At 47.0% G+C, this 18,283-nt stretch carries 20 protein-coding genes; 4 read left to right on the plus strand and 16 right to left on the minus strand.

Features of this window, described 5'->3' with window-relative positions:
* Positions 1 to 44: 44 nt before the first annotated feature.
* From ACQ76X_RS00005 to ACQ76X_RS00035, 7 genes are all read right to left on the minus strand, one after another.
* On the minus strand, positions 45 to 605 hold the full coding sequence (locus ACQ76X_RS00005; protein ID WP_438490821.1) for a cysteine hydrolase family protein: 561 nt from the start codon (positions 603 to 605) through the stop codon (positions 45 to 47).
* A gap of 230 nt (positions 606 to 835) precedes the next feature.
* Positions 836 to 2,308 (minus strand): protein adenylyltransferase SelO, encoded by a 1,473-nt coding sequence (locus ACQ76X_RS00010; RefSeq protein ID WP_438490822.1) that lies wholly within the window; start codon positions 2,306 to 2,308, stop codon positions 836 to 838.
* Positions 2,309 to 2,336: 28 nt separating this feature from the next.
* Positions 2,337 to 3,260: a hypothetical protein gene (locus ACQ76X_RS00015; protein ID WP_438490823.1), complete on the minus strand. Its 924-nt coding sequence runs from the start codon at positions 3,258 to 3,260 to the stop codon at positions 2,337 to 2,339.
* A 45-nt stretch (positions 3,261 to 3,305) separates the two neighbouring features.
* Positions 3,306 to 4,433 (minus strand): GDSL-type esterase/lipase family protein, encoded by a 1,128-nt coding sequence (locus ACQ76X_RS00020; protein WP_438490824.1) that lies wholly within the window; start codon positions 4,431 to 4,433, stop codon positions 3,306 to 3,308.
* Between the two features lie 51 nt (positions 4,434 to 4,484).
* Positions 4,485 to 5,093, minus strand: a complete 609-nt coding sequence (locus ACQ76X_RS00025) for a lysostaphin resistance A-like protein (RefSeq protein ID WP_438490825.1) — start codon at positions 5,091 to 5,093, stop codon at positions 4,485 to 4,487.
* A 111-nt stretch (positions 5,094 to 5,204) separates the two neighbouring features.
* Complete coding sequence (locus tag ACQ76X_RS00030) at positions 5,205 to 6,530, minus strand: ATP-binding protein (protein WP_438490826.1); 1,326 nt, start codon at positions 6,528 to 6,530, stop codon at positions 5,205 to 5,207.
* The gene (locus ACQ76X_RS00035; RefSeq protein ID WP_438490827.1) at positions 6,531 to 7,256 is read right to left on the minus strand and encodes a LytR/AlgR family response regulator transcription factor; all 726 of its coding nucleotides are present in this window, start codon (positions 7,254 to 7,256) and stop codon (positions 6,531 to 6,533) included.
* A 151-nt stretch (positions 7,257 to 7,407) separates the two neighbouring features.
* Between ACQ76X_RS00035 and ACQ76X_RS00040 the strand changes: the two genes are divergently transcribed.
* Positions 7,408 to 7,809, plus strand: a complete 402-nt coding sequence (locus ACQ76X_RS00040) for a MarR family transcriptional regulator (RefSeq protein ID WP_438490828.1) — start codon at positions 7,408 to 7,410, stop codon at positions 7,807 to 7,809.
* Positions 7,810 to 7,828: 19 nt separating this feature from the next.
* Positions 7,829 to 8,278 carry a pyridoxamine 5'-phosphate oxidase family protein gene (locus tag ACQ76X_RS00045; RefSeq protein ID WP_438490829.1) on the plus strand — a complete coding sequence of 150 codons (450 nt, stop codon included), beginning with the start codon at positions 7,829 to 7,831 and terminating at the stop codon, positions 8,276 to 8,278.
* A gap of 289 nt (positions 8,279 to 8,567) precedes the next feature.
* On the opposite strand, the gene ACQ76X_RS00050 is transcribed toward ACQ76X_RS00045, so the two are convergent.
* From ACQ76X_RS00050 to ACQ76X_RS00070, 5 genes are all read right to left on the minus strand, one after another.
* The gene (locus ACQ76X_RS00050; protein ID WP_438490830.1) at positions 8,568 to 9,380 is read right to left on the minus strand and encodes an ABC transporter permease; all 813 of its coding nucleotides are present in this window, start codon (positions 9,378 to 9,380) and stop codon (positions 8,568 to 8,570) included.
* Complete coding sequence (locus tag ACQ76X_RS00055; protein WP_438490831.1) at positions 9,364 to 10,401, minus strand: ATP-binding cassette domain-containing protein; 1,038 nt, start codon at positions 10,399 to 10,401, stop codon at positions 9,364 to 9,366. The genes ACQ76X_RS00050 and ACQ76X_RS00055 overlap by 17 nt, the downstream gene beginning before the upstream one ends.
* A gap of 471 nt (positions 10,402 to 10,872) precedes the next feature.
* The gene (locus tag ACQ76X_RS00060) at positions 10,873 to 11,607 is read right to left on the minus strand and encodes an AAA family ATPase (protein WP_438490832.1); all 735 of its coding nucleotides are present in this window, start codon (positions 11,605 to 11,607) and stop codon (positions 10,873 to 10,875) included.
* Positions 11,608 to 11,741: 134 nt separating this feature from the next.
* The gene (locus ACQ76X_RS00065) at positions 11,742 to 12,962 is read right to left on the minus strand and encodes an MFS transporter (protein WP_438490833.1); all 1,221 of its coding nucleotides are present in this window, start codon (positions 12,960 to 12,962) and stop codon (positions 11,742 to 11,744) included.
* A gap of 234 nt (positions 12,963 to 13,196) precedes the next feature.
* Positions 13,197 to 13,484, minus strand: a complete 288-nt coding sequence (locus ACQ76X_RS00070; RefSeq protein WP_076112482.1) for a DUF6809 family protein — start codon at positions 13,482 to 13,484, stop codon at positions 13,197 to 13,199.
* Between the two features lie 108 nt (positions 13,485 to 13,592).
* Between ACQ76X_RS00070 and ACQ76X_RS00075 the strand changes: the two genes are divergently transcribed.
* Positions 13,593 to 13,811, plus strand: coding sequence for a helix-turn-helix domain-containing protein (locus ACQ76X_RS00075; RefSeq protein ID WP_076112481.1), 219 nt, complete (start codon positions 13,593 to 13,595; stop codon positions 13,809 to 13,811).
* Positions 13,812 to 14,016: 205 nt separating this feature from the next.
* Positions 14,017 to 14,292 (plus strand): hypothetical protein, encoded by a 276-nt coding sequence (locus ACQ76X_RS00080; RefSeq protein ID WP_438490834.1) that lies wholly within the window; start codon positions 14,017 to 14,019, stop codon positions 14,290 to 14,292.
* Between the two features lie 186 nt (positions 14,293 to 14,478).
* Here ACQ76X_RS00080 and rbsB read toward each other — a convergent pair whose 3' ends face one another.
* Genes rbsB through rbsD form a run of 4 tightly spaced genes read right to left on the minus strand, consistent with a single transcriptional unit; the run spans position 14,479 to position 18,281 of the window.
* Positions 14,479 to 15,396: a ribose ABC transporter substrate-binding protein RbsB gene (gene rbsB / locus ACQ76X_RS00085; RefSeq protein WP_438490835.1), complete on the minus strand. Its 918-nt coding sequence runs from the start codon at positions 15,394 to 15,396 to the stop codon at positions 14,479 to 14,481.
* Between the two features lie 15 nt (positions 15,397 to 15,411).
* Positions 15,412 to 16,380, minus strand: a complete 969-nt coding sequence (rbsC, locus tag ACQ76X_RS00090) for a ribose ABC transporter permease RbsC (protein ID WP_038593920.1) — start codon at positions 16,378 to 16,380, stop codon at positions 15,412 to 15,414.
* A 2-nt stretch (positions 16,381 to 16,382) separates the two neighbouring features.
* Positions 16,383 to 17,864: a sugar ABC transporter ATP-binding protein gene (locus tag ACQ76X_RS00095; RefSeq protein WP_438490836.1), complete on the minus strand. Its 1,482-nt coding sequence runs from the start codon at positions 17,862 to 17,864 to the stop codon at positions 16,383 to 16,385.
* A gap of 21 nt (positions 17,865 to 17,885) precedes the next feature.
* Positions 17,886 to 18,281, minus strand: coding sequence for a D-ribose pyranase (gene rbsD, locus ACQ76X_RS00100; protein ID WP_438490837.1), 396 nt, complete (start codon positions 18,279 to 18,281; stop codon positions 17,886 to 17,888).
* Positions 18,282 to 18,283: the final 2 nt, after the last annotated feature.

Below are 18,283 nucleotides of genomic sequence, written 5' to 3' on the forward strand. Positions count from 1 at the left end.
TGAAAAGTCAGCAAAAAGCGGCACATTTAAGTGCCGCCTGCGAATTATGATCTATAAGAGTCATGCGTGGGACGAAACAAATCTTCCTCAGAATCTCTGACCATAGAAAAGTGCTCGACATTGTAGTGCCCATGTAACGTTTTATTGTGATGCCTGATGATCTGTTCTGCACTTAAAACATCAGTGTCCGTTGTAGAATGTCCATCCCCAACCAAGGTGACATCCATATTACTGACCGTAGCAGTACGGACTGCAGTATCGATGCAGTGCTGAGTTTTACAACCCATAATGACCACATGCCCAATCTGCTGATCTTTCAGGTATGCAAGAAGTCCTGTCCCGTGAAAAGAATTGGTTGCCAGCTTATCAAAGACTTTGGCATCCGCAGACTTATTGATTTCATGGTGCACTTGAAATCCTGTACCTTTTCCCTCCGCTACATCGAGGTCCCTTACAAACACAACTTCGACACCTGCTTCTTGGGCTCGTTCAATCACTTTATTAATATTCCGGATAAGCTGATCTTTGTTAAATACCGCACTTTCCTGCTCATTTCCATCGATTAACTCTTGCTGCGCATCGATAATTAATAATACCTGATTCAAATTGATTTTCCCCTTTCAGATGGCGGGGAACGTTAACGGATATGATTAGTTAGACGTTATCCCCATATTGTTTTTTTCGCTGGCATTGTTTTTCATAATATCTACCTCCCGAGAAAAAATAGTGTATCCACTTTAGGGTGAATATTTTAGACTTTATTAGTTTACCATATTTTAAACACTGTAGATAAGAAGCCAGGGTACATGTATATTCCCTTTCTCCTGTGTCCAAATTAGGTACCGCAGAAAGTCCGGTAGGGTCTGGTGGATTCCTCTGGCAGTGAATTGTAGTCATCCTGATCTGAAGAGTAGGCGTATGGGTTCGCAAGCACACCAAGAAGCCGCTCCAGCACACTGAAGTCCTCTTCTCTCACTGCTGCTTCGAGCGCTTCTTCTACTCGGTGGTTGCGTGGAATTACCGCTGGATTGCTGGCGCGCATTAGCTGCTGCGAGGCGTCTTGCGATTCCTGCTGCCTGCCCAGTCTCGCCTGCCAAAGTTCAACCCACCCGGTAAATTCAGATGTTCCATGCAAAACCGTTTCTTCCGGCTTATTTAAAGTTAAAGCCCGGAAAGTATGGGTATAGTCTGCACGATACTGTTGCATCATTTCAAGCAAGCCTTCGATAAGAGATTCATCCTGTGGTTCTTCGTTAAAGATTCCAAGCTTCGCCCTCATTCCTGCGAGCCAATGGCTGAGGAATATCTCTTGAAAATCTGCAATTGCATCCTCGGCAAGGCTAATCGCCTCGCCCTTGTCTTCATGCAGCAGCGGCAGAAGCGTTTCTGCAAATCTTGCGAGATTCCATGCAGCAATCCCCGGCTGATTGCCATAGGCATACCGGCCTTGAAGATCTATCGAACTGAATACTGTCGCAGGATCATAGATATCCATGAAGGCACAAGGACCGTAGTCAATGGTTTCTCCACTTAGCGCCATGTTATCAGTATTCATCACTCCATGAATAAACCCGACCAGTTGCCACTTAGCAATCAGCTCAGCCTGACGTTTGATCACTTCCCGAAGCAGCACAAGATAACGGTTCGGATCAGAATCGGAGTCAGCTTCCGGATAATGTCTTTGCAGCGTGTAATCTGCCAGAGCCTGAAGATCCTTATCAGTGCCCCATGCGGAGACGTATTGAAAGGTACCGACACGCAGATGACTGGCAGCTACACGAGTCAATATGGCCCCCGGCTGCTCGGTCTCACGGAATATAGACTCCCCTGTAGTGACCACGGCCAAGCTGCGGGTGGTAGGAATACCAAGCGCATGCATGGCTTCACTGATGATATATTCGCGAAGCATTGGCCCGAGCGCTGCCCGTCCATCGCCTCCGCGGGAGTATGGCGTTCTTCCTGCACCCTTAAGCTGAATATCAAATCTCTCGCCTTCTGGTGTAATCTGTTCACCAAGAAGCACAGCCCTTCCGTCACCTAACCTGTTAAAGTGTCCGAATTGATGCCCTGCATAAGCTTGGGCAAGTGAATCAGCACCTTCAGGAATTTCATTGCCTGCCAGCACTGCAGCCCCATCATCGCTACGCAGCGTCAGACCCTTCAACCCAAGAGATGCTGCCAAGGTTTCATTGAAAATCACCAGCTTCGGCAGTCGTACAGAATCCGGTTTGAGCCTTGTATATAGCGATTCGGGAAGAGAAACATAACTGTTGTCGAAATTCCATCCTGCATCAATTTTCTTCGTCATAATATCTCCTTTATCCGAAATTTATTGTTCACAAAGCATTTTCTCTGATCTCATTTAATTCTGCTGGATTAAAAACACCTGCATGATACAGGTTGAAAAATTCCTCCGAAACACTTTGATCAAAAATAATCATGTCATCCGTATTTACGGTGACTCTAATCCCATTATCATATAATTTTCTAATAGGATGCAGGTTATAATCTGCTGCCCTGCAAAGTACAACATTACTTGTCGGACATATATTAAGCTGAATTTTATGATCACATAACCAATTCATAATGCTTTGCGAGCTGGCAGCAGCTATGCCGTGTTGAACTTGATCGAGCTCAAGTTCTTCTACAGCCTCTTTGACTAATTCAGCTGATCCAAATTCGCCTACATGCGCTTTTAGCAGCAATCCCTTATCTTTCGCTTTTCTGTATACTTTTTTGAAGGAAGGAACAGCAAATTCATCGCCAAACATATCCAACGATTGGAAATAATCCTGAGCGAAATATTGATCTAACTTTTCATTTATCTCATCAATAGGAGTATAGGATAAGAATGCAATTTCCGGTACAAAAGTAACATCTGGAGCAACGCTTTGATGAATCCTTTTTAATGCTTTAACCAAATCCTCAATGGATTGATCATAAAAAGCCTCTTCTCCTATTGAAACGCTCATATGAAGCAGCTGTACACCATCCAACTTTGCCTGCATAAATGCGGCTTCGAGTCGTTTTTCATACCCTAATCTTCCCTGAAATAATGGTTTTATGTATTGCGCATTCCATTGATTCATTTCGCCCAGGTCATTAAACTTCGGACAATCAGGTATTTTCACCCCGGCCCATTCTTCGATATACTTCTTATTACCGCCTCTTGGAAGATGGTTGTGCAAATCCCCTTTTGGTATTTTTCTCATCTCAGCCAAATCATTACTTTCCAACGCTTTACAAAATCTCTCCTTCATCCAGCACCTCCTGAATATTTGATAGGAAATCGTCTGTAATTCAGCTTATATCGCTAAAATTCCTTGTATGTAGCCGGTCAGCTCTTGTGCCGCTTGCTTATGGGCCAAAACCCCCGGATGGCTTCTTGCACCTATAGTTTCATTCGTCATATTCGGAAGTTGAAATACAGAAACCTTCTTGTCGCCTGTTCTCTTGGCATAACGGTCTACACCCCGATGAATCGCCGGCATCATCGGGATGCCCAGCATTCCATAGGCCCAGATGATGTGCGCAGTTTTATTATTAGTTCTGAGCTTCAGAAGAAATTTCTCAACAGCCAACTCGAATGCCGCCAAATCCGCTTCATTATAAGTCCCGTCATCATTTAGCCGTTGATTATGAATCTTCCCGCTAACTTCATCTTGCCATCCCGGAGAATGAAAAGCACCGTCATCATTGGTTCCGAGATTAACCACCACCACATCCGGCTGCCAAGAATCAAAATCGTTTGCTGAAAAAGCTCCTAACGCTGTATTCTTCGCACCGGCAAGCAGCCCGCACACCTGCTCGTAGGTTTCAGGAAGATTGGCATGCGGATTATTATCCCAGCTAGTAAGCACTCCCCATCCGCTTTGCGAAATAACCCGATATTCTGCGTTCAAAGCGTCAGCCGTCATTGACGTATAATTATGTATTGCGCTGAACCACATCGGGATCCAGTCTTCTTCACTTTTGGCTCCGACGACGCCTTCCCCGGAAGTAATGCTGTCGCCAATAAACTCGAATTTATAGGGCTTAGCTTCAACAGGCACGAATTCCCCATCCGTCTTCACGGCGTGGATTTGCATGTAGCAGCCCGGATCTCCGCTCATAGCCTGCACATCTTTTACAATCCGCACATTCTTCACAGCATTCGCATTCATCCCTCTGAACACACAGACCCAGTACCTTCCGGCGGTTAACATTTGTCTGCTTACAGGTACAGAGTTGATGATTATACTGATCCAAGGCTCGTACTGATCATATCCGGACTCCACTTCAATCCAGAGCTCCGAAGCCTTTACGTTGAATTCAACCGCACTTCCTGTCCAGAACAAGGTTACCGGATCCAGGCAGCCTGTTGTTCTGCCATGAACCTTCAAATGTTCGATCCCGGAACATGGATATATCTGCAATGCTTCATTTCTGTGCATCAAATTCCCTCCAATTTATGGTTTTAACCCACAGGAGATCTGTAAACTTCTCTACATCCATTGATACATCATAACAATGGAGGAGATCAGGTTAGTCAGCCCATGCAGGACCCAACCTGGTATAATCGAGCCGGCAGATAACTTCTCGTCCAACAGTCCGATGCTCCAGCCCACAAAGCCTGCAAGAACCATTACAACTACAGAATGAAATAATCCGGCACTACTGTATAACATAACAGCATGTACGGCACCAAACAATAGAGCCTGGGCACTGTTCCCAATTGCAAATCCGAACTTCGAGCTTAGCCGTTTGCCAATGAATCCGCGGAATAAAATCTCTTCGGACAAACTCGTCTGCACCCATGAATAGATCAATGCCGGAAGCAGACCCTCAAGACCTGTACCGTAAAACTGCGAGCTGGCCAAAGTATTCTTATCCAGCATATAGATTGTAGTAAGCATTCCCAAGCTGGTGAATATAGTCACTGTAAGGATGAAGCATAGGATGAACTGCTTCCTGGAAACTAATTGAGGTTTCTTCCAGCCAATCCACTTTACAAACGATGATGTCCTTCTGCTTGTAAAGAACCAGTATACATAGGGAATAGAGGTGAATAAGATGAGCTGAAGGACTGCACTGATGAGCAATGACAATGTCAACGGAATAACCTCCTTAAAATAAAGAACAGCCTCACTTTATCATGGACTGCTTCTCTGAAACGGGAGGAGACCGTAACTTGCCCGGTTGATGGAGTAATTGGCATCTGATAGCTACCCGTGCACTGGCAATACCGCCAGCATCATGAACTGCTGATCCTCATATCTGAAAGTGACACTTCCTTGAAGCTGCTGAACGGCATACTCAATACTTTCGATTCCGAACCCTTTGCTGCCTAAGTTCCGCTTGCTGGATAAAAAGGAGCCATGTCCGTCCTCCGTAAGCAGGGATGCGGGATTCTTCAGGGAAATCACCAATAATCCGTCGCTAAAAATCACTTCCAGCTCAATTGAATACTGCCCTGGCTGGGGTAATCTCTGAACCCCTTCAATCGCATTGTCGAGGGCATTGCCAAGGATGATCGCAATATTCACCTCTTTGCCTGCAAGCGACAAGTCCTGAGGAATGCGAAAATGAGATTGCATTGCAACCTTATTCAGTTCAGCTATAGCGAACTTCTCGTTATAGATCGCATCAATAGCTATGTTTCCAGAAGAGATAAATTTTTCACCCGGCCTATGCTTCAAAGCAACCTCCGCAACATAAGCGCTGGCTTCTTGTACAGCTCCTGCTTCCAGCAGAGAATGAATGAGGAGCAGAACATGATTCAGATCATGGCGCAAGCGCTTTGCTTCTTGATTCTCTTTCAGTTTACCTGTGTATTCCGTCACTTGCTGCTCCAGCACATGATTATGGAATTCTACCTGCATCCGTCTCATTAACTTATGGTACATAAACATTACAGCAATGTTAATGACAAGAATACCTAACAGGATGATGACAAATTCAAGCGGGATATTGGAAGGCTTGAACCCATCCCCTCTTATATTCACAATAATAATGAGCAAAGAGCCCGCCGAAACAAGATTCAGCACAGCCCAATCCTGATTCGACAGTAACGTTGTGTTGTCAACTTGGAATAGCCGCAACAATAGCAGGCATAACATGATGCTTAGCAAAATAACAACGATGAAACTGAAAGACAGCCACAGGAAATTGGCGTTATCCATTCGCTCGGGATCGAGCGGGATATACTGAACCCCATACCACACCAGCATTTCAATAACAACTGTAAATACCGTATAGAAACTGCTGAAGAACAGCTTTTGCAGCACACTGCCGCGAAAATAAACGATCGTAATCAGACCATACACTAGGAGGTGAAGGACAACCGAAACAACCGGCGGCAAGCTGGCTGCGGTAAGTGATTTAACCATATAAACGAGAATAAGGCAGCCTACGAATGACTTCTTGCTCCTGTTCAGGATTAGAAATTTCTTTAGAAAAATATAGAATGCAAACCCCTGCGGGGCATAAATAATGATGAGCATTAACACACCGAGCAAAAAGTAGGGACTATTCTCCTGAATGAAAGACATCTATCTAAGAAGCCTCTTTTCTATAAAGGCATGGTACGACCGTAAAGAATCAGAGCTTCTACTGCGGCTGACAGGAAGTTCTACTCCGTTCTTCAATTGAATAAGCTCTTTACTTAAAGACCGGACATAGAGCCAATTTACAAGGTATCCCGTATGTACGCGACAAAAATCATGCGGCCAGAGCCGTCCCTCCAACTCCCCCAATTTGCCGTAATATGAATAAGTAGCGTTTTCAGTACACAGGACCAATTTTTTTCCCCGTTCTACCGTGATGTACATAATGTCATCTACTTTTAAATTATAGTCCATATGATGGATTGAGAATGACAGCACATTGCTTCTTTGCATGCATTGCTGGACGGCCTTGACTGTCGCGGCCTGCAGTTCATGTTCATCAATGGGTTTCAGCAAATAACGGAACGGATGAACCTCAAAGCTTCTTCTCATATAACTGGTGTGACTGGTGACATAGATGATTAACACCCCGGCATCTTCTAGCCGGATCTTCTCTGCGACTTCTATGCCGTTATACCCGGGCATCTCTATATCCAGATAAACAATATCGTAAGCAGTAGAGCTCATGGCCGTAAGCAGGGATTGACCTGACTCAAAGATCTCAATGGTGCCAGTTATCCCCTGCAGGTTCATCAGCAGCTTCATTAGCAATTCTTCCAATCTTGAGGCCTCTGTCCTCTGATCGTCACAAATGGCAATGTGAAGATTCATAATATGTATCCCTCCAAGTGAACGTATTCTATCATATTATCAAATGGAAAAATATGAAGATCAAGTGTGATAAAAAGCGCAGATAACATTCCTATATAGGAATATCCTGTATAGGAGGAAGGTGGTCCACACGAAAACATCAGGTGGTTTCTTGATCTCTCAGATCAAACAGCTCCAAGGCAGAGCTTTTGAAAAAATGTTGAAAGAAAGCGGTGTGGACGCGTTTAACGGCGCACAAGGAAGGATTTTGTATGTGCTGTGGGAACACGAGAGGCTTACGATTTCCGAGATTGGCCGGCTTACCTCGCTTGCAAATACTTCTTTGACTAGCATGCTTGATAGAATGGAAGAAGGGGGGCTTATTGTTCGAATTCCAGACAACCATAACCGCAGGCAAACTTTCATAACGATTACTGAACAGGCCAAAGCATACCGTGAGGCTTACGATCTCGTATCTGAACAAATGAATACTTTGTTCTATCAAGGATTCACAGAATCAGAAGTTACTGCATTCGAGAAAATGCTGAGCAGAATTGTTGATAATTTGAAATGATGAATTGGAGGAACCCGAAATGGAGCAGCAAACTAAAGACGCTATCCTCAAATTAATTGAAAATAGCCGTGATGCCATTGCATGTTCAATTGACAGTGACGGATTTCCAAACGCCAAAAATATGTTCAAGCTCAAACATGAAGGCCTAAAGACCTTCTGGTTCTCGACAAACACGTCTGCAATCCGCACCAGCCAATGGATGCACAACTCCAAATCTTGCATTTATTTTCTCGACGCCGAGGACTTTCACGGATTGATGCTTACAGGGCATATGAAGGTATTCCTTGATGATGAAACGAAGCAGAACTTCTGGAAAGAAGGCGACGAACAATATTATCCGCTTGGGCCAACCGATCCGGATTATTGCATGCTGTGTTTTACGGCAGAGAAAGGGAACTATTATCATGGGCTGCAGAAGCATTTGTTCAGCGTAGAGGAATTGCAGGAATATAATCCTCATGCCTTATAAGCCGTGCCCGGCACGAAAGTTACGAAACCATTCCGTATCGGGCAACTATATAGATTGAACTTATAATTCTTCTATTTCGGGATTGGCCGTGACTACAGAGAATATTTGGACTTCCGGCCGCTGTTAGGTTTGGATTTCCTGAATTTAACCGCGATTTGCGGTAGAAATCCAAACCTAAAGGCGAACACTATCGCTCCTCCAGTTCCAAAATTCCCCTCCGCCACTTTTCCCTAAATGTAATTCTCAAGTTCAATCTATATAGCCTAATTATTAGATCTCTTTTTAACGGTTACGTACGACGCATATATGCACGCACGGTGATGGGAGCGAAGATCGCTACGATTACAGCCGCTCCGACGAGGGAGAAGATAAGATCTGTGCCCATCGTCCCCGAGTTGACCAGCTCCCGGACGGCTGTCACCAGATGCGAAATCGGGTTAATATTCACGAACCACTGGAGCCAGTCCGGCATGGTATTGACCGGCACAAAAGCATTGGAAAGAAAGGTGAGCGGGAACAGCACAATCATGGATATCCCCTGCACACTTGAAGCCGTACGCGCTATTACGCCGAAGAAGGCAAAAATCCAGCTGATCGCCCAGGAACATCCGATCACGAGGAGCGCTGCGATTGCTACATGCCCGATCCCGCCTTCGGGACGAAAGCCCAGAAGATATCCCATGACAAAAGTAAGCACAGTCGCTATGGTGTACCGGACGGTGTCGGCAAGCAATGCTCCTGCGAGCGGGGCAATCCGCGAGATCGGCAGTGACTTGAACCGGTCAAACACTCCCTTTTCCATATCCTCCCTGAGCTGAACGCCTGTAACTATGGAAGTCGTAATAACTGTCTGTACGAGAATGCCGGGGATGATGACCGGCAAATAATTATGCACATCTCCAGAGATCGCACCGCCAAAGATATAAGTGAACATCAGCGTGAAAATGATAGGCTGAAACGTGACATCAAACAACTGCTCGGGTGTGCGCTTGATTTTCAGCAACCCCCGATAGGCCATTGTGAGTGAATTGCGTACCGATTGGCTAAAGCTCGAATGATTTTTCAGCTTTCGTTCGGCACCCGGTTTAATGATTGTACTCATACTTTTGCCCCTCCTCTTTGTTCGATTTGCCGGACGCCTGAACCGCGTCCTCCTGTACACCATGGCCCGTGAGCGTCAGAAATACCTCGTCCAGCGTTGGCTTCTGCACACTTAATTCGGCAAGCGGAATACCTGCTTCGCGCAGCGCGATCAAAAGATCGGTAACACGGTCGGCGTTGCCCATAGGTGCAGTGATTTTCGCCACTTCCGCCGAAAGACTGGACGGGACCTGAAGCACCTGTTGCACAAGCCGGCGGGCATTCGTGAGATCTTGCGGATTCTGAACCTTTAAATGCAGCGACGAGCTTCCGACAGAGGATTTCAGTTCATCTACGGTGCCCTCTGCAACCACACGGCCATGATCGATAACCGCAATCCGGTCGGCCAGTTGATCAGCCTCTTCAAGGTATTGCGTGGTTAGCAATACGGTTGAACCCGACTTCACCAGCCGCCGGATCGTATCCCACATTTGGTTGCGCGTACGCGGGTCCAAACCGGTCGTGGGTTCATCCAGGAAAATGAGCGGTGGCTGCGCAATCAGACTTGCGGCCAAATCCAGCCTCCGGCGCATACCGCCGGAGAAATTTTTGAGCGGGCGTTTCGCCGCTTCGGTGAGTCCGAATTCCTCCAGCAACTCCGCTGCCTTATGACGCGCCTCGGCACGTCCCAGTCCGAGCAAGCGGGAGAATATAACCAGATTCTCTGTCGCACTGAGCGACTCATCGACTGAAGCGTACTGGCCGGTCACCCCGATCAGCTGACGCACAATCTGCGGTTCCTTTACCACATCATGTCCGAAGATCCTCGCCGAACCTGCATCCGGTCTTAGTAAGGTCGCCAGCATTCGGATGGCTGTAGTCTTCCCCGCTCCATTCGGACCCAGCACACCGTAGATCGAACCGGTCCCCACTTTCAGATCCACACCGTCCACCGCCCGATTGTCTCCAAAGACTTTGACAAGCCCCTGCGCTTCAATGGCCCATTCGCCGTGGTGTGGTGCTGTTTTCGTTGATTGATTCATTTGCAATTCCTCCTAAACAACTGAATTTATAAGGATGGTAAGCTCCTTATTTAAACTGAATATAAACCTGCTATGTATTTCCTCAGTGCTGCTTTATTATAATCCCGCACCTGCTGGGATCTTAACGGTCTGTGAGATGATTTAAATCTCGGCCTCGGGATGGATAAACCAAAAAAGCCGATCCTCTCGGACCGGCCAATAATCACTTTTTTCAGGAAAGTTTCAACCCTATATAGATTGAACATGAGAATTACATGTAGGGAAAAGTGGCGGAGGGGAATTTTGGAACTGGAGGAGCGATAGCGTCCGCCTGAAAGTTTTCCGCAGGAAAGCTCGCTTCGGAAGCATGGGCAAGGTTTGGATTTCTACCGCGATTCGCGGTTAAATTCAGAAAATCCAAACCTAACAGCGGCCGGAAGTCCAAATATTCTCTGGAGTCACGGCACACCCCAAAATAGAAGAATTATAAGTTCAATTTTTATAGTCATTTTCATCCGAATCGCTGAACAGCTCACTCAGAACACTCTTTCTATTTTCGAGAAACCGTCTTGTGATCATGTAATGCATCGTCTCTTCATAACGAATTTCTCCAACAGGATCTTCATCGAAATTCAGAATCTGGGCATCCGGATAACCGAGAAGAATCGGCGAATGTGTAGCTATGATGAACTGGGCTTCATGTTCCAGATCCTTAATAATACGGAGTAAGGCCAATTGCCGTGCTGGCGAAAGAGCCGCCTCCGGTTCGTCGAGTAAATAAATCGCCTTTTTGCCGAAACGATGATTAAAGAGTGCCAGAAACGCCTCACCATGGGATTGCTCGTGCAACGAGCGCCCACCATAATACTGCAAGCTCTGAGGCATAGTATCCAGATGAGAGGCAAAGTGATAAAAGGTCTCTGCCCTAAGAAAAAAGCCGTTTGTAACTTTGGGCAGCCATGATAGGCGAATATGATCTCCCAGAGCTGAGTGGGAAGCATCCACCTCGTAGAGGTTGTTCTTGCTGCCTCCTGCTGTATTAAACCCGCATTGATAGGCCATGGCCTCCAGAAGGGTTGATTTGCCCGAACCGTTTTCTCCCACAAAGAAGGAAACGTTTGATTTGAATTCGATGGTGCTGAGGTTCTTTAAAGCTGTAATGGAAAACGGATAACGGCTATGGTCCATTTCATGTTTCCTCAAAATTTCAAGACTGCGCAAGAACAAGGTACCCTCTCCCCACCATTTTTCTGCAATTGTTCCATCGTTGTTCTTACCATACACCTGCGGAATGTTTGATCTTCCGGCCGCTGTAGTCGTAAGAATTTCTTGATTTCGTTCCGCTGTTCGCGGCTAAACGTCTATTCAGTCTCAGTGCGCTGCCGGAACGCCAGCCGCCGAAACTGAATGAAGATAAACAGAGCGGTCAGCATCACGACAATTCCTGAACCGAGGAACCATAGCTGCACGCCGTATTCATCCACCACGGGTCCTGCCAACAGAAGTCCAATCGGTGAAGATAGCATCATAATACTGGTCACGAGTGAAATGATGCGGCCCAGCATCTCCGGCTCGAATGAACGCTGAATCATCGCCATGAAGGGGCCATTGAAGAAGGGTGCGGCACTGCCCATGAAGAACGAGAGAACCGCAAAGATCACAAAAGCATTCGGACCAATCAAGCCGCTGATTACACAGGTCAGGCCGATGACCAGCAGACCCAAGCTCATATAGCTAATATCACTCCATTTGGATGAGAACACCGACAGAAGCAATCCTCCCAAAATCATCCCGATGCTGAACACCGCTTCCACCAAGCTGGCACTGTAGCCCCCACGGCCAAAATGAGACAACGTCATATAAGGAAATAGTGTCGCCAGCGGCATAAATGCGATACTGAACACTGCTGTAGCCCCCGTAATCAACACAATGGGTTTTGCTTGAATGAGTGCGTTCCAGCCCAGCCGGAATTCATGGATGAAGGAGGGCACAACGGTTGCCTGCGCTTTGGGCTGATGAATCTTCACCAGGAACAGCATTAGATTCGCAATCAACGCTCCGGCCACATCCAGGAGCAATACCGCCCCAAGCGAAGTCGCCGAATATACCGCTATCCCAAGCGCTGGACCCATTACATTCGAGAAAGAGAAGACCATCTGCTGCCAACCCGCGACTCTTGTCAGCTCCTCTTCCGGTGCAATTAGTGGAACGGCCGCCTGGAACGCCGGGGCATGAAAGGCCGAAGCCGCCGAACGCAAGCTCAGAATGATATAGACGAAGCCGAGTCCCGGCTCCCCCCACATGAAATAGAACCCTAAGATCAGACTGAAGAGCGCAATTGCGCTATCCGCAATAATCATCGTTAATTTACGGTTCCAGCGGTCCAGCCAGACCCCTACGAAGGGACCCAGGACAGCTTGCGGCAAGAACGCAGCCAATCCGGCAATCATCAAAACTGCGGCTGACCCTGTCGTTTCCGTCAAATGCCAGATTACCGCGAATTGAACCATCGAACTCGTGAGTATAGAGAATATCTGTCCGCTAAAAATAAGCGCGAATGTTTTTTTCCATTGTTGTTGCATAAGGTCATCTCCTTTGATTGAAAACACAAATAAACTCACTCCATTAGCATAGGCACACTGAAACAGGCGCATAACAAATAAACTCATTCCCTTGTCTCAAAAAATGGGCGAGTTCACCAGTCTTGCACCTCCAATTACCGTAAACGTATGGAATGGGTCACAAGGAGCACCTCCTGAAAAATTATGTTTATTATAACATCGCCTATCCTCCATGAGCCAGTTTCAATTGTTCGTTTACGAAGAATTCGATCTATCCCCACCACCCAACACCTCAAGCATCATCAAGACACCCAGCCGGAAACCTTGCGTGTATGACGCAGCAGCATAAATGGATGTAGTTTGACCCAGCAAATCTATTAATTCCTCCAAAGCATCGAATTCTTCCATCGTGAGTTTCTTTTGATAGGCTTCTATTGTCTTTGAAATCTGCTGATTTAGCAGTTGGTATTCAGGAGTATTGGGATGAATGGACTCGTCTGGACGTATATTACCGTAAAATAAGTTTTCCAATAAGTTACTCATGGTTAAGCCCCTTTCTCTTTCGCCATACTAATACAATCTTAGCGATTATATCGCTAAAAATCAATAGCGACCTAATCGCTAAAGTATGATGAAATTGAGGTGGTCATTATGTATGAGAGAATCAGGGATCTTCGTGAAGACAAGGATTTATCACAAGCACAGGTTGCAGCATATCTCGGTTGTAGTCAACGAATCTACAGTAACTACGAGCGAGGTGACGTAAATATCCCTGTAGTTATTTTGATAAAACTTGCTGATTTGCATCAGACCAGTACTGATTATCTTTTAAACAGAACAAATCATAAAGCTCCTTATCCTAAAAAATAAATAGGATAACTGCAAAAGCTCCCGCAGCATCATGCATTATGCTGTGGGAGCTTTTGTTTTTTAATAACATATCCTGCCGTTCTAACCCTTTCCCCAATCCTTAACCTCCACCGGTATTGTTGGGATTGTTCGGTCCAATTTTTGGGGCTGCCTTTGCCTTTATGGTATAATTAACCAATTAAATGCTATTACGGAGGTAATAAACATGAAAAAAAACATTTCAGTTGCATTGATTCTCGCAATTTCACTTATCTCTTTGTCAGCTTGTGCAAAAAATAGCCCCACTAAATATGTAGATGCAAATGGAAAAGAATATACATATAGTCTTGAGTTAAGTGGCACAATGCCAAATGCTGAAAAGTCGAGTAAATGGGTTGTTTACACGAATGATGCTGATTTGACATTTGATGAGGCAGCAAAAAGTATATTGAGTTCTAATTCAAATGACTGGATTGATATGCATATTGTTTCAATGGAATAATATAGGACCAAGTGGAAACGGCTTTGCCGTCCCCAAAAGGACGGTATCCGTTTCAGCGAGAAATAGAAGGATAATTTATAGCGTGAAACATATAAATTCTTATATTTCAAAAAAAGCCCGTGATGCAGGAGTTCCTGAATCACGCGGGCTTTTCATGGGTTAAAGCATAATATGCCTTGTCTTCTATTACTCTTTCACGACCAGCTTCAGCGGTGCGGGAATCATCGGCTTCACGGTTTGCCCGTCCAGCACATCCTTCGCAGCTTGAACGGCTAACTGGCCGATTAATTCGGGCTGCTGGGCGATGGTTCCGGTCAGTTTGCCCGCCTCAATGGAATCAAGCGCGTCTTTGTTGCCGTCGAACCCGATTACGGGGATGTTTTTACCTGAGCTCTGGATCGCTTCAATCGCCCCTAGAGCCATCTCGTCATTGTGTGCGAAGACTGCCTGCACGCCAGGATTTCCTTCGATCAGGTTCTCCATGACGGTCAATCCTTTGGTGCGGTCGAAATCGGCGGTTTGCTTTGCAATAACCTCAAGCTGGGTATCCGCGATTTCATGGAATCCCTTACCCCGTTCACGGGTGGCTGATGCGCCCGGCGATCCTTCCAGCTCGATGACCTTCGCACCCTTACCCAGCTTCTGGACGATATATTCAGCCGCCATGGAACCGCCTTTGATGTTGTCCGAAGCGACCAGCGCTTTGACATCTCCTTTATCCGCCGAGCGGTCTAAAGTAATGACTGGGATATCCAGGCTGTTCGCCGACTGGACCGCCGTCGAGATTGCCGATGAATCCACAGGGTTGATCAACAACGCGTCTACCCCTTTTTGTATCAGATCCTCTACATCATTGTTCTGCTTGGCGGAGTCATTCTGCGCATCGATAACCAGGATCTCCACCCCTTGCTTATTCGCCTCGGCCGTCACGCCGTCTTTGAGGGCCACGAAGAAGGGATTGTTCAGGGTTGAGAGAGATAAGCCGATTTTCAAATTTTGCCCGTTGCCTTCATTATTGGGCTTGGCCCATTCCGGGGGCTCCAGGGAGCAGCCAGTCATAAGCAGCAGCAGTATGGACGTCAGGACTAAAGTGATTTTTTTCATAATAGAATCCCCCTTTTATGCGGCTTTCTTGCGGTCAATCAGTACGGCTATCGCAATGACAATCCCTTTGACCACCATTTGGTAGAAAGAAGAAACGCCCAGCAGATTCAGCCCGTTGTTCAGAATTCCGATAATGAGCGCACCGATCAAGGTACCCACAATACGTCCGCGGCCCCCGGTCAAGCTGGTTCCTCCCAGTACAACGGCCGCGATAGCATCCAGCTCATAGGAAGTTCCTGCCGTTGGCTGGGCCGAATTCAACCGGGAAGTCAGAATGGCCCCGGCCAATGCCGACAGCATACCTACCAGTGAATAAATCATTATTTTGATGCGGTCTACCTTAATCCCGGAAATTATTGAAGCTTTCTCATTGCCGCCGATGGCATAAGTCTTGCGGCCGAACGGCGTTTTGTGCAGTACGACCCACAACAGAGCGAACACGATAATCATCGTCACAGCGGGAACAGGAATGCCCAAGAAATACCCGCGGCCAAACAATTGGAACGTCATGCTGTCTCCAAGGCCCGTAATCGGGTTGCCATCCGTATAGACTAGCGTTAATCCCCGGAAGATCGTCATAGTCGCCAAGGTAGCGATGAACGGTGCCATTTTACCCTTGGTAATCATTAGGCCGTTGACCATCCCGATCACTCCACCCAACACACAGCCGCCGATAATCGCCAGTATGGGATTCCAGCCCGCCAACAGCAAGTTGGCCATGAAGGCACTGGAGAGCGCGAGAACGGAACCCACCGATAAGTCAATTCCGCCTGTCAGAATGACAAAGGTCATGCCAAAGGCGATCAGCGCGTTGATCGCAACCTGCCGGAGCAAATTCAGAATATTAAGCGGCTCCAGAAAGCTTGGGTTCAGCATGGACACGATGAGAACAAGAATAAATAACCCCAACAGCGGACCCAACTTCTGTGTAATCTGCCCCACCCGCAAACTCTTCTTTTCTTTGCCATCCGTAATTGTTGTCATCTCTATTGCCCCCCTGTGGCTAATGTCATAATGCTTTCCTGCGTAGCTTCCTGCCGAGAGAGTTCTCCGCCGATCTTCCCTTCATGGACCACTATTATGCGGTCACTCATACCCAGAATCTCTGGCAGTTCAGAGGAGACCATAAGGATCGCAACGCCGCGTTCAGTTAACTCGTTCATGAGCTGATAGATTTCGCGCTTCGCTCCCACGTCGACGCCGCGTGTGGGTTCATCCAGAATCAGCACGCTGAGGCCGATACCAATCCATTTGGCGATGACCACTTTCTGCTGATTGCCTCCTGAGAGCTGACGCGCCAGCGTAGATGAGGACTCTGTCTTGATCTGAAGACGCTGAATGAGCAGGTCCGCGAAATCTTTTTCCTTCTTGTCTATGATTACACCCTTGGGGGCGAAGCTGGATAAATTTGTCATTGCCATATTGTCCCGAATGGAAAAATCAAGAATCAAGCCCTCATCCTTCCGGTCCTCCGTAACGAAGCCGATACCCGCTTGCATTGCATCATGGGGATTGCGGATTGCCACTTGCTTTCCCCGAATCTTCACCTCACCGCTGTCCAGAGTATCCAGTCCGAACAACGCTCTCATGATTTCCGTCCGGCCCGACCCCATCAATCCGGAGAATCCAATAATTTCACCGGCCCGCACCGAGAAGTTAACGTCTTTAAATTTTCCCGTTTTGCAAGCATTCTTCACTTCAAGCACCACTTCTCCGGGCTGGAAGACGCGCTGAGGGAAACGGTCCGTTAATTGACGCCCGACCATTTTCCTAACCACATCGTCAAAATCCGTGTCTGGAATGGCTTGGGTATCTATGGTTTTCCCATCCCGCATGACGGTGATCCGGTCGCATATCGTAAAGATCTCCTCCATCCGGTGCGAAATATAGACGATGGAGACACCTTCTTTTTTGAGGGAGGCAATGACTTCGAATAATTTCTGAATTTCACGTTCGGTCAGTGCAGCCGTGGGTTCGTCCATCACGATAACCTTGGCATGGGTCATGAGCGCCTTGGCAATCTCGATCATCTGTTTCTCCCCGACGGAACATTCCCCAGCCTCCTGGTTCAGTGGAATCGTCACGGAGAGCTTGCGGAACTGTTCGTTTGCTAACGCTTTCATTTCTTTCATATTCAATAGCCCAAGTGAAGAGATTTTTTCCTTCCCGATAAACAGGTTCTCCAGAACCGTCATATCCGGCCATACATTCAGCTCCTGGTGGATAAAGGCGATCCCGCTTCGCTCTGCTTCTCTGGGGTTGGCAAAATAGGTTTCCCGCCCATCAATGTGAATCGTTCCCTGATCCCGCTGATGAAGACCAATCAGAATGTTCATCAGTGTGGATTTGCCGGCGCCATTCTCCCCCATCAGGGCATGAATCTCCCCATCCAGCAGCTCAAAATCTACCCCCGCAAGAACCGGGTTGGTGCCAAAGGACTTATAAATGTCTTTCATTGCAATACGCATATCCCTCGAACCTCCTCCATATCAAAAATAGACGCCGGCTTGCAGGATGCAGTTCGCGTAAGGCTTCGCTTCGCCCGTGCGAACAATCACCTTGGCCTTCTGGGTCAACTGCTTGAATTGCTCATGGGTAAGCGCCTCTATCGGCATTCCCCTGAATTTATCATTCACATATTGCGAGGTTGCCTGATTATTCACGGCCAGTTCCTCGGCCACAATCACCTTTTCGATCACCATATCCTCCGCAATGACATCGACGACCTCTTGAAAGCCGGGGACGCCCAGTTTAAGCGCCAGGTCAATCTTGAGAACGCCGGCCGGAACCGGCAGTCCGATATCTGCAATGACAATCATGTCGGTATGGCCCAGGTCGGCCAGTATTTTGGAAATATGACTGTTCAATATTCCATGTTTCTTCATAA

Origin of the sequence: Paenibacillus sp. IHBB 3054 (assembly GCF_051594305.1) — a bacterium.
Taxonomy (GTDB): domain Bacteria; phylum Bacillota; class Bacilli; order Paenibacillales; family Paenibacillaceae; genus Paenibacillus_AQ.

Coding starts and splice junctions, on each gene's coding strand:
- ACQ76X_RS00010 (WP_438490822.1), bottom strand. CDS start 2,308: ATGACGAAGAAAATTGATGCAGGATGGAATTTCGACAACAGTTATGTT.
- ACQ76X_RS00015 (WP_438490823.1), bottom strand. CDS start 3,260: ATGAAGGAGAGATTTTGTAAAGCGTTGGAAAGTAATGATTTGGCTGAG.
- ACQ76X_RS00020 (WP_438490824.1), bottom strand. CDS start 4,433: ATGCACAGAAATGAAGCATTGCAGATATATCCATGTTCCGGGATCGAA.
- ACQ76X_RS00030 (WP_438490826.1), bottom strand. CDS start 6,530: ATGTCTTTCATTCAGGAGAATAGTCCCTACTTTTTGCTCGGTGTGTTA.
- ACQ76X_RS00035 (WP_438490827.1), bottom strand. CDS start 7,256: ATGAATCTTCACATTGCCATTTGTGACGATCAGAGGACAGAGGCCTCA.
- ACQ76X_RS00045 (WP_438490829.1), top strand. CDS start 7,829: ATGGAGCAGCAAACTAAAGACGCTATCCTCAAATTAATTGAAAATAGC.
- ACQ76X_RS00050 (WP_438490830.1), bottom strand. CDS start 9,380: ATGAGTACAATCATTAAACCGGGTGCCGAACGAAAGCTGAAAAATCAT.
- ACQ76X_RS00055 (WP_438490831.1), bottom strand. CDS start 10,401: ATGAATCAATCAACGAAAACAGCACCACACCACGGCGAATGGGCCATT.
- ACQ76X_RS00065 (WP_438490833.1), bottom strand. CDS start 12,962: ATGCAACAACAATGGAAAAAAACATTCGCGCTTATTTTTAGCGGACAG.
- ACQ76X_RS00070 (WP_076112482.1), bottom strand. CDS start 13,484: ATGAGTAACTTATTGGAAAACTTATTTTACGGTAATATACGTCCAGAC.
- ACQ76X_RS00075 (WP_076112481.1), top strand. CDS start 13,593: ATGTATGAGAGAATCAGGGATCTTCGTGAAGACAAGGATTTATCACAA.
- ACQ76X_RS00080 (WP_438490834.1), top strand. CDS start 14,017: ATGAAAAAAAACATTTCAGTTGCATTGATTCTCGCAATTTCACTTATC.
- rbsB (WP_438490835.1), bottom strand. CDS start 15,396: ATGAAAAAAATCACTTTAGTCCTGACGTCCATACTGCTGCTGCTTATG.
- rbsC (WP_038593920.1), bottom strand. CDS start 16,380: ATGACAACAATTACGGATGGCAAAGAAAAGAAGAGTTTGCGGGTGGGG.
- ACQ76X_RS00095 (WP_438490836.1), bottom strand. CDS start 17,864: ATGCGTATTGCAATGAAAGACATTTATAAGTCCTTTGGCACCAACCCG.
- rbsD (WP_438490837.1), bottom strand. CDS start 18,281: ATGAAGAAACATGGAATATTGAACAGTCATATTTCCAAAATACTGGCC.